General features: G+C 74.1%; 7 protein-coding genes. 5 read left to right on the forward strand and 2 right to left on the reverse strand.

What is annotated here, in order from left to right; genetic code table 11:
- The first annotated feature begins 78 nt into the window (after positions 1-78).
- Positions 79-1335, forward strand: coding sequence for an SLC13 family permease (locus ACFP3U_RS06920; protein WP_380224346.1), 1257 nt, complete (start codon positions 79-81; stop codon positions 1333-1335).
- Between the two features lie 4 nt (positions 1336-1339).
- Positions 1340-1828, forward strand: coding sequence for a universal stress protein (locus ACFP3U_RS06925; protein ID WP_380224327.1), 489 nt, complete (start codon positions 1340-1342; stop codon positions 1826-1828).
- Between the two features lie 32 nt (positions 1829-1860).
- Here ACFP3U_RS06925 and ACFP3U_RS06930 read toward each other — a convergent pair whose 3' ends face one another.
- Entirely contained in the window at positions 1861-4290 is a 2430-nt protein-coding gene (locus ACFP3U_RS06930) for a glycosyl hydrolase family 95 catalytic domain-containing protein (RefSeq protein WP_380224328.1), read from the reverse strand.
- Between the two features lie 240 nt (positions 4291-4530).
- Positions 4531-5262, reverse strand: coding sequence for a FadR/GntR family transcriptional regulator (locus ACFP3U_RS06935; protein WP_380224330.1), 732 nt, complete (start codon positions 5260-5262; stop codon positions 4531-4533).
- Positions 5263-5632: 370 nt separating this feature from the next.
- Here ACFP3U_RS06935 and ACFP3U_RS06940 point away from each other — a divergent pair, with 370 nt between their 5' ends.
- The 3 genes from ACFP3U_RS06940 (at position 5633) to ACFP3U_RS06950 (ending at position 10464) form a co-directional block, all read left to right on the forward strand.
- Positions 5633-6553 (forward strand): NADP-dependent oxidoreductase, encoded by a 921-nt coding sequence (locus ACFP3U_RS06940; protein WP_380224331.1) that lies wholly within the window; start codon positions 5633-5635, stop codon positions 6551-6553.
- Between the two features lie 106 nt (positions 6554-6659).
- Positions 6660-9116 (forward strand): SpoIIE family protein phosphatase, encoded by a 2457-nt coding sequence (locus ACFP3U_RS06945; protein WP_380224333.1) that lies wholly within the window; start codon positions 6660-6662, stop codon positions 9114-9116.
- 346 nt (positions 9117-9462) lie between these two features.
- Positions 9463-10464: a glycoside hydrolase family 6 protein gene (locus ACFP3U_RS06950; protein ID WP_380224335.1), complete on the forward strand. Its 1002-nt coding sequence runs from the start codon at positions 9463-9465 to the stop codon at positions 10462-10464.
- Positions 10465-10888: the final 424 nt, after the last annotated feature.

Here is a 10888-nt window from a genome sequence, read left to right on the forward strand (position 1 = left end):
GTCGTGCCGACGCAGCGCGGCCCGGCGGCCTCTGGTTCGATGGGGGCGCCGTAGCCGCCGCCCGCAAGGAGCAGGACCCTGAGTACGTCGTTCGCCGAAGCGCTCTCCGTCGGGCTGCTGGTGCTGGTGCTGGTCTGTGCGGTGGTGCGGCCGTGGGGCTGGCCGGAGGCGGTGGTCGCGGTGCCGGCGGCCGGGCTGGTCGTCGTCACCGGCGCGATCTCGCCGACGGACGCGTGGGCCGAGGCGGAGCGGCTCGGGCCGGTGATCGGGTTCCTCGCCGCCGTCCTGGTACTGGCCCAGCTGTGCGACGACGAAGGCCTGTTCCGCGCCTGCGGGGCGTGGATGGCGCGGACGTCCGCCGGGAGTCCGCGGCGCCTGCTGGTGCAGGTCTTCGTGGTCGCCTCCGCGATCACGGCGGTGCTCAGCCTGGACGCCACCGTGGTGCTGCTCACCCCGGTGGTGTTCGTCACCGCGGCCCGGCTCGGCGCCCGGCCCAAACCGCACGTCTACGCCTGCACCCACCTGTCGAACACGGCCTCGCTGCTGCTGCCGGTCTCCAACCTCACCAACCTGCTGGCCTTCGCCGCGAGCGGGCTGAGCTTCACGCGGTTCGCCGCGCTGATGGCGCTGCCGTGGCTGGCGGCCATCGTCGTCGAGTACGTGGTGCTGCGCCGGTTCTTCGCCGCCGACCTGGACGCGGGCGCCCCGCCGGCGGCCGAGGTGACGGCGCCGGAGATGCCCCTGTTCGCCCTGGTCACCGTCGCCTGCACGCTCGCCGGATTCGTCCTCACCTCGATCATCGGCGTCGATCCGGCCTGGGCGGCCCTGGCCGGCGCGTTCGCGCTCGCCGCCCGGGCCCTGGCCCGGCGCCGCACCACCCCGGTCGCGATCGTGCGGTCGGCCGCCGTGCCGTTCCTGGCCTTCGTCCTGGCGCTGGGCGTCGTGGTCCGGGCCGTCGTCGACAACGGACTGTCCGCCGCGCTCGGGGATCTCGTCCCGCACGGCACCTCGCTGCCCGCGCTGCTCGGCACGGCGGCGCTGGCGGCCGTCCTGGCGAACGTCATCAACAACCTGCCCGCCGTCCTCGTCCTCCTCCCGCTGGCCGTCCCGTCCGGCGCCGGAGCCGTCCTGGCGGTCCTGCTCGGGGTCAACATCGGCCCCAACCTCACCTATGCCGGTTCGCTGGCCACCCTGTTGTGGCGGCGCATCGTCCGCGAACACGACACCGACATCGGCCTCGGCGAGTTCACCCTCCTCGGGCTGCTCGTCGTGCCCGCCGCGCTGGCGGTGGCCGTGGTGGCACTGTGGGGGTCACTGCGGATCGTCGGAGGATGAGCACGTGACCGTCGTCGTCTGGATCACCGAGGGCACCTGGCCCGCCTGTGTCGATGCCGCCCGCGTGCACGCGCCGCCGGGCGCGGAGATCGTCCTGCTGCACGTCAGCGGCCAGGAGGTGCCCGGCGTCGCGCACGGCGCGTTCGCCGGGCTGCTCGGCCGCGGCCACCCGGAGCGGGATCCGGGCGACCGGCTGGAGGCGCTGGCGGCGGACTCCGGCCGGCACCTCCTGGCCGCCGCGGCCGACCGGCTCGGGCGGCCCTGTGCCCACGTGGAGCGGGCCGGCCGCGTCGAGCGCGAGGTCGTCGCGGCGGCCGAGGGTGCCGAGCTGCTCGTCCTCGCCCGGGACGGCGACCGGACCCGCCTCGGACCGCACAGCCTCGGCCCGGTCACCCGCTTCGTCGTCGACCACGCCCCCTGTCCGGTCCTGCTGGTCTGGCCGGAGCCGGCCCCGGGCACCGCCACGCTCCCTCCCCCGCCCGACGGGCGGTAGCGGCAGGTAAAGAGCGCGGCGGCGCCGCCCGTTCACCGCCCGCTGTCCGCCTCCGGGTGGTCCGGGTAGGAGAGCAGGTGGCGGCTGCCGGCCGGAAGGTGGACCCGGAGGCGCCGCTCGTCGCAGCGGACCACGGTGGCCTCGACCGGGTTGCCCCGCTCGTCGGTCAGCACGGGCCGGCCCGGGCGCTCGGGCAGGTAGAGGTCGACCGTCACGTCCCGGTCGGCCCGCAGTTCGGCTCCGGTCAGCAGGCCCCCGCGCCAGTCCAGGCCGACCGTCAGCCCGCCGCGCCCGCGGAGGCCGCGGACCTCGCCGTCCCGCCAGGACGGCGGCAGGGCGGGCAGCAGCCGCAGGGTGCCGTTGTGGCTCTGCAGCAGCGCCTCGGCGATGGCGGCGGTGATGCCGAAGTTGCCGTCGATCTGGAAGAGCTGGGGCGGATGCAGGTCGAAGAGGTTGGGGGCGATGGAGGTGTCGAGCAGGCGCTCGACGGCGTGCCCGGCGAGGGCGCCGTCGCCCAGGCGGGCGGCGAGGGCGGCGACCCAGGCGAGGCTCCAGCCGGTGCCGCCGCCGCCGTGCTCCAGGCGGCGGTCCAGGGCGCGGCGGGCCGGGTCGAGCAGGGTGTCGTCGCCGAGCGGGTCGACGGCGCTGCCCGGGTAGAGGCCGTAGAGGTGGGAGAGGTGGCGGTGGCCGGGGTCCTCCTCCGGGAAGTCTTCCTGCCACTCCAGCAGGCGGCCGTCGGCGGCGAGGGCCGGCGGGCGCAGCCGGGCGCGGGTACGCGTCAGTTCCTCGGCGAACTCGTCGTCCACCCCGAGCTCGCGGGCCGCGGCGACGGTGTTGTCGAGGAGTTCGGCGGCGAGCCAGTAGTCCATGGTGGAGCCGGCGGAGACGGCGGCGAGGCTGCCGTCCGGGAGCCGGAAGTGGTGCTCGGGCGAGGTGGACGGGCTGGTCACCAGCGTGCCGTCGGCGTCCTCGACCAGGAGGTGGAGGAGGAACCGGGCGGCCTCGCGCATGACCGGGTAGGCGCGGTCGGCGAGGAAGGCGCGGTCGTTGTGGAAGAGGTGGTGGTCCCACAGGTGGGCCGCCAGCCAGGGGCCCGCCATCGGCCAGTGGGCCCAGGAGGGGGACCCCAGCACCGGGTTGGTGGCGCGCCAGATGTCGACGTTGTGGTGGCAGCACCAGCCCGGCGCGTCGTAGTAGGCCCGCGCGGTGGAGCGCCCGGCTTCGGCGAGGTCCGTGACGAGGTCGAACAGCGGCTCATGGCACTCGGCCAGGCCGGTGCTCTCGGCGAGCCAGTAGTTCATCTGGAGGTTGATGTTCGACGTCCAGTCGGAGTTCCACGGCGGGGTGACGTGCGCGTTCCAGATGCCCTGGAGGTTGGCGGGCTGGGTACCGGGCCGGGAGGAGGCGATGAGCAGGTAGCGGCCGTAGGCGAACAGCTGGGCGACGAGCCCCGGGTCGGCGGCGCCCGCGTTGGCGGCGGCGAGGCGCTCGTCGGTCGGCAGCTCCGCCGCCTGCCCCGCGCCGGGGAGCCGGAGAGAAGCCGCGCCGAAGAGCCGCTGATGGTCGGCGACGTGGGCGGCGCGCAGCGTGTCGTAGTCCGTGCCCTCGGCGTCGTCGAGCCGGCGGCCGGCCTCGGCGAGCGCCGTCCCGGGGCCGTCGGGGCGCTTGCGCCAGTCCTGGAACCCGGTGCCGACGGAGAGCAGGAGCACGGCCTCGTCGGCACCGGTGACCTCGATCCCGCCGTCCACGGCGCGGGTGCTGCCGTTGACCGTCCGCACGCGTATCGCGGCGGCGAAGCCCGTACCCTCGCCGTCCCGGTAGACGGTGGGCGTGCCGCCCTGCCAGCTCGCAACGCCCGCCGGGGCGCGCCCGCTGACCGACAGCGCCGCCGCGTCGGCGGCCGTGGCCGTGTCCGGGTGGGGCGTCTCCAGGCTCGTACGGAAGGTCAGGGCGCCGGGGGCGTCCGCGGTGAGGCGGACGGCGAGGAGGCCCGCCGGGGCGGAGACGAAGCTCTCCCGCCGGTACCGGACTCCGCCCGCCGCGAACGACACGGTGTGCACGGCTTCGTCGAGGTCCAGGGCGCGCCGGTAGTCGGCCGCGCCGTCCTCGCCGTCCTCGCCGAGCGACGGGAAGGTCAGCAGGACGGTGGCCAGCGGCTGGTAGGCCTCGCCGTCGGGGCCCTGGAAGTGGGCGACGGCGAGGGCGTTGGCGCCGGCGTGGTCACGGTCGCGCACCGCCTCCCGCAGGGCGGGCAGGTGGTCGGCGGCGCCCGCCCGGTCGCGGGGGCCGGGGCCGCCGGACCACAGGGTGTCGGCGTTGAGTTCGATCCGCTCGGTGCGTACGCCTCCGTACGTCATGGCGCCGAGCCGGCCGTTTCCGAGCGGCAGCGCCTCCAGGAAGCCGTCGGCGGGACGCGTGTACCAGAGCGTTTCCGCAGAGTTCTGCTGGGTGTCTGTCAGCACGGTGTCATTCCGATCATCAGCGTCGTGGGCGTGGCGGGCGGTATGGGGTTCGGCACGGTGGTGTTCTGCGTGGTGGGGCTCGGCATGGTGGGGCTCGGGCCGGAAGAAGGACGTCAGGGGGCGGTACCGGAGGTGCCGCGACGTTCGCTGTCCGGGAGACGGTGTCCGCACGTCAGGACTCCTCGGTCGCGGGTGTCCGCTCGTGGTCGGGCCGGGCGGGGACGAAGCCGTCCGGGGCGATCAGGCAGGGAGGTGGTTCGGCCGCGCTCCGGGGCCGGTGGGGACGCGGTCCCCCTCGGCCAGGTGGTCGCGCAGCCAGCGCTCGGTGGTGTTGATGTGCATCAGGGCGGCGGCCCGGGCGAGGTCCGGGTCGCGGGCGACGAGGGCCCGGAGGATCACCTCGTGCTCGGCGACGGTCCGCCCGGCCGCGTCGGCGTCGGCCAGTCCGCGCCAGACCCTGGCGCGCAGGGTGCGTCCGGAGATGTGGTCGAGCAGCGTCGCCAGGGTCTCGTTGCGGGTGGCGCGGACCACCGCGCGGTGGAAGGCGGCGTCGTGCTCGGTCAGCAGTTCCACGTCGCCCTGCGCGTCCCGCATCGCCGCCAGGTGGCTCTCGATCTCGGCGAGGTCCTCGTCGGTGACGCGGGTGGCGGCGAGCGCGGTGGCGACGGGTTCGAAGAGCCTGCGCACCTCGGTGAGTTCCAGGACGGTGTCCCCCTGCAACAGTTCGACCGCGCCGCCGAGCCCCTCCAGCAGCAGGCCGGGCGCCAGGCTGGTCACATAGGTGCCGTCGCCGCGCCGGATCTCCAGGACGCGGGCGACGACCAGCGTCTTGACCGCCTCGCGCATGAGGTTCCGGGACAGGCCGAGCTCCGCCGCGAGCTGCTGCTCGGGGGGCAGCTTCGAGCCGGGGGGCAGTTCGCCCTCCCGGACCATCTCGCGGATGCGGGCGATGGCTTTGTCAGTCAGGGACACGGCGCCAACGTAGCAAATGATCCCATGTCCGGGAAGAGATCCACAGCCCTTGCCCCGCGAGCCTTCGTGCAGGAGCTGGAAGTTCGCCGAATCCCGGGGTCCCCTCCCGGGACTCGGAGGCCGGACATCCCCCGATTCATCCCATGTCTCGACCTGAAGACCGGACCCGGAAGACGATCGGGCGCCGGCAGCGGGGCTGACCGGCCGTCATGCAGGCGCCCCGTGCGAAAGAACCCGTATCAGAACCTACGGCACGCTCCGGGGCGCGTCCGGGTGCCGGGCGCCCGCCCTCGGCATAGCGTGGCCGACGGCGCCCGCCCACCGGGGCGGTGCGCGAGAACTGCCCCCTCGGCTCTCTGGAGGTCCGGTCATGCGCGCGGTGACCTACGACTCGTACGCCCCCGACAACTCCCGGCTGCGGTACGACGAGGTGCCCGACCCCAAGGTGGGACCGGGCCAGGTGCTGATCCAGGTCCGGGCGGCCTCCGTCAACCCGGTCGACTGGAAGGTCATGGCAGGGGGTCTGGACGGCCTGATGGACACGGTCTTCCCCGTCGTCCCCGGCTGGGACGTGGCCGGCGTGGTCGTCCGGACCGGCCCCGACACGCCCGAGTTCGGGCCCGGGGACGAGGTGATGGCGTACGCCCGCAAGGACGTGGTGCAGGCCGGCACCTTCGCCGAGTACGTCGCGGTCGCCGCGCCCGCGGTGGCGCGCAAACCCGCCTCGCTCGACTGGGCGCAGGCCGCCGGGCTGCCGCTGGCCGGCCTGACCGCGCTGCGCAGCCTGGACCGGCTCGGCGTCGGCCCCGACGACGTGCTGCTGGTGCACGGCGCCGCGGGCGGTGTGGGCAGCCTCGCGGTGCAGCTCGGCCGCGACCGCGGGGCCCGGGTGATCGGCACCGCCTCGGAGCGCAACCACGGGTTCCTCCGCGAGCTGGGCGCCGAACCGGTGAGCTACGGGGACGGCCTGACCGACCGGGTCCGCGCGCTGGCGCCCGGCGGCGTCTCGACCGTGGCGGACTTCGTCGGCGGCCAGTTGGAGACCACGCTGGCCGTGCTCGCCGACGGCGGGCGGCACGTCTCCATCGCCGACCCGGGGGTCTCGCAGCACGGCGGCCACTGGATCTGGGTCCGCCCGGACGGCGCACTGCTGGCCGAACTCGCGGCGATGGCCGACCGCGGCGCGCTGACCGTGGAGGTGGCCCGGACCTTCCCGCTGGAGCAGACCGGCGAGGCCTTCGACGCCAGCCGGACCGGCCGCACCCGGGGGAAGCTGGTCATCGTGCCGTGACGGTCGGCCCCCGCCGCTGGGAGCGCGCGCGGCGGGGGCCGGACCTAGGCTGGAGCCGGGAGCCGGAACCCCTCCGGCGTGCACGGCTGCCCGGACGGAGGCGCGCATGGAGACGGCCGGCGAGCAGGACCCACCCACTGCCGTCGTCCAGGACGCGCCCACCGCCGTGGTCGTGGTCGACCCGGACGGCGTGGTGCGCGGCTGGAGCGAGGGCGGGCTGCTGCTACTGGGCTGGACGGCGCAGCAGACCGTCGGCCGGCCCGTGACCGACCTGCTGGTCGATCCCCCGCCCGGGACCGGGAGCGGCGGCACCGTCCCCACCGGCACCGTCCCCACCGGCCTGATCACGCTGCGCCACCGGGACGGCTCCACGGTGGACGCCGTGGTGACGGCCCACTCCCTGGACGGCGCCGGCGGCCGGGGGCCGGACCGCGTGCTGACGGTCCAGCGCTGGGGACGCCGCCCCGTGATCGCCGACCGCGCCTTCGAGCAGTGCCCCTTCGCCCTGGGGGTCTACGACCCCGACCTGCGGTTCCTCTGGATGAACACCGCCGCCAGCCGGGTGATCGCCCACTCGGAGGCGCAGGTGCTCGGTGAGAAGTACCGCGAGCTGTTCCCCGAACCCGAAGGCATGGCGTACACCGACAAGCTCTCCGAGGTGGCCAGGACGGGCACGCCCGCGCGTCTGATCACGATCTTCCGCCCGCTCGGCAGCGACTACGCCAACGCCTGGGCCACCAGCATCTGGCCCGTCCGGGACGCCGAGGGCAGAGTCCGCGCGGTCGCCAACTGGGGCTTCGACATGAGCGCCGAGTACTGGGCCCGCCAGCGGCTGCTCATCCTCAACGAGGCCAGCAGCGGCATCGGCCAGACCCTCGACGTGGTCGGCACCGCCCGGGAACTGGCCACCACCCCGGTGCCGGGCTTCGTCGACACCGTCACCGTCGACCTCTTCGACGAGGTGCTGCGCGGGGACGAGCCGCCCTCCTCCGCCGAGCTCGCCGGCGGCGGCACCCTCACGCTCAGCCGCACGGCCCACCACGGCGCGAAGGAGGACCCCGGCCGGCCTCCCGGACCGGCGACGCCGGTCAACTACTCCCCCGGTTCCGTCGCCGCCCGCTGCATGGCCACCGGCAGGTCCATGGTCCAGCTCGCCGCCGAGCCCAGCCAGGGCGGTGAATGGGCCTTCGGACCAGGTCTCGCCGCCGACCCCGCGCACTGGCCCCCGGGCACCCCGCAGATCGAGAAGTCCATCGCCGCACAGGGGCTGACCGGCCGGATCACCGTACCGCTGCTGGCGCGCGGCGCCGTGCTCGGCGTCGTCGCGTTCGCCCGCCGCGACCGGCCGGAGGCCTTCACCGCCGACGACCTGATCCTCGCGGAGGAGCTCGCCGCCAAGGCCGCCGTCGCCATCGACAACGCCCGCCGGTACTCGCGCGAGCACACGACCGCGCTCACCCTGCAACGCAGCCTGCTGCCGCAGCGGCTCCCGCGCCAGGACGCGATCGAGGTGGCCTCGGGCTACCTGCCCGCCGGGGCCGGCGCGGGCGTGGGCGGCGACTGGTTCGACGTCATCCCGCTGTCCAGCGCCCGGGTCGCGCTGGTCGTCGGCGACGTCGTCGGGCACGGCCTGCACGCCTCGGCCAGCATGGGCCGGCTGCGGACGGCGGTCCGCACCCTGGCCGACGTCGACCTGCCGCCGGACGAACTGCTGACCCACCTGGACGACCTGGTCCTCCACCTGCCCGACGACCTCCACGCCGAAAGCCGTTTCGAGTCGACCGGCGAGGCCGGGGCCACCTGCCTGTACGCCGTCTACGACCCGGTCTCGCGCCGCTGCGCGATGGCGAGCGCGGGCCATCCGCTGCCGTTGATCATCGCGCCGGACGGCACCAGGACCGCACTGTCCGTCCAGCCGGGGCCGCCGCTCGGGATCGGTGGACTGCCCTTCGAGGCGACCGAGGTCGAGCTGCCCGAGGGCAGCCTGCTCGCCCTCTACACCGACGGACTGGTGGAGAGCCGCGAGCGCGACACCGAGCAGGGGATCACCGAACTGCTCCGAGTGCTGAGCGAGCCGGCCGCCTCCCTGGACGCCCTCTGCGACACGGCGATGGCCGCCCTGCTCCCCGAGCACCGCACCGACGACGCCGCCCTGCTGCTCGCCCGCACCCACCCGCTGACCCCCGACCGCGTCGCCGACTGGCACGTCGAGCCCGACGTCTCGCAGGTGCCGCCGGCCCGGCAGTTCGCCGTCGAGCAGCTGGCCGCCTGGGGACTGGAGGGGGACTCCTTCGTCACCGAACTGGTCGTCAGCGAGCTGGTCACCAACGCCATCAAGTACGGCGAGCCGCCGATCCGGCTGCGGCTGATCCGCGACACCGAGCTGATCTGCGAGGTCTCGGACGGCAGCGAGACCACCCCGCACCTGCGACGGGCCCGCGCCTTCGACGAGGGCGGCCGGGGCCTGATGCTCGTCGCCCAGCTCACCCAGGGGTGGGGCACCCGGCACACCACCACCGGCAAGACGATCTGGTGCGCGCAGACACTCGGCCTGACCCAGTAGGGCGGCTTGACGCAGTAGGGCGGGGAGGCCGGCCACCCGTGTTCGGCGGCCGAGGGGGTCAGCTGGTCTCACGGGGATGCCGCTCACCCGAGTTCACTTCGAAAGTTTCGATCGCCTGACGATCTTTCGGAGGTCGAGCGGGCGGATGCCGGCCCGCGGGAGAGCGATCCCGGTCCCGCCGGACCTCTTGACCGTGCGTCAGGACCGCTCTATGTTTCCGGCAACATTCGGTGACCGTATCGAAACATTCGGTCGGCACCGCGCCGGTCGGCCCCATCCGCCCGGCGGTGCCCGACCGTCACCGTCCGCCCCCACCCGCACCCCCACCCGCAGCGGAGGAACCCCCATGCACCGATCGAGCCGTCGGCTGTCCCTGCTCGTGGCACCCGCGCTGACCGCCGTCCTGCTCTCGCTCAACCCCGCTCCCGCCCACGCCGCCACCACCGCCGGCACCGGCGCCACCAGCACCACCGGTACCCTGGCCAGCGACTTCTACGTGGACCCCGACTCCAGTGCGCAGCAGTGGGTCAACTCCCACCGCGGCGACGGCCGCGCCGCCGCGATCCAGTCGTCGATCGCCAACGTGCCGATGGGGCGCTGGTTCGGCAACTGGAGCGGCGCCATCGGGGCGGCCACCGGGAACTTCACCGGCGCGGCCGCAGCCGCCGGCAAGCGGCCGATCCTGGTGGCGTACAACATCCCCAACCGGGACATCTGCGCCGGCCAGTCCGGCGGCGGGGCGGGCAGCGCCGCCGCCTACCGCGCCTGGATCGCCGACTTCGCCGCCGGCATCGGCGGCCGGCAGGCCGTGGTCGTCCTCGAACCCGACGCGCTCGGCGACGAGAGCTGCATGACCCCGGGCCAGATCTCCGAGCGCAACGGGCTGTTGAACGACGCCATCGCCCAGTTCAGGGCCAAGGCACCCAACGCGTGGGTCTACCTGGACGCCGGCAACCCCCGCTGGCTGAACGCCGACACCATGGCCCGGCACCTGGCCGCGGCGGGGGTGGCCGGCGCCCACGGCTTCTCCCTGAACGTGTCGAACTACATCACCACCGGGGAGAACCTCTCCTACGGCAACGCCGTCAACGCGACCCTGCAGTCGATCAAGGGCTTCACCAAGCCGTTCATCGTCGACACCAGCCGCAACGGCAACGGATCCAACGGCGCCTGGTGCAACCCGGCGGGGCGGCGGATCGGGGCCCCCAGCAACTGGGGCGGCGGCGCCGAGATGCTGCTGTGGATCAAGGTGCCCGGCGAGTCCGACGGCAACTGCGGCGTCGGCGCGGGCTCCAGCGCCGGCCAGTTCCTGCCCGAGGTCGCCTACAAGACGATCTACGGCTACTGACCGTGGACCGACGGGACGGGGCCCCGCCACAGGGGCCCCGTCCCCACAGGGCCTCCGTCCTCGCAGGATCTCCGCGCGGCAGTCATCGGATGGATTGTGGCGCCGAGGACTTCACGAGCCGGAAGACGCCAGGCTTGTACACTCACCACACCGACCACCAACAGGCCGTTAGGTCAACATAACTGAGGAGACCAGAGGGGATCGACGGGTAAAGGTCAGAGGACTTCTTGCGGCAGTCACGCTTGACTCGTAAGGTCATGGCATCATTGATTCATCCGATGTCTTGATGGGAGCCATCGCATCAACACCGGCACCCTGGCCGACGTGGCCCTGCGCCAGACCTCCCGCAACGCGTGAAAGGCATCCCCTTGTCCACTACCACCGCGCGGATCACCGCCGTCGACACCTATGACGTCCGCTTCCC

This window comes from Kitasatospora misakiensis, from assembly GCF_042656005.1.
Lineage (GTDB): Bacteria > Actinomycetota > Actinomycetes > Streptomycetales > Streptomycetaceae > Kitasatospora > Kitasatospora misakiensis.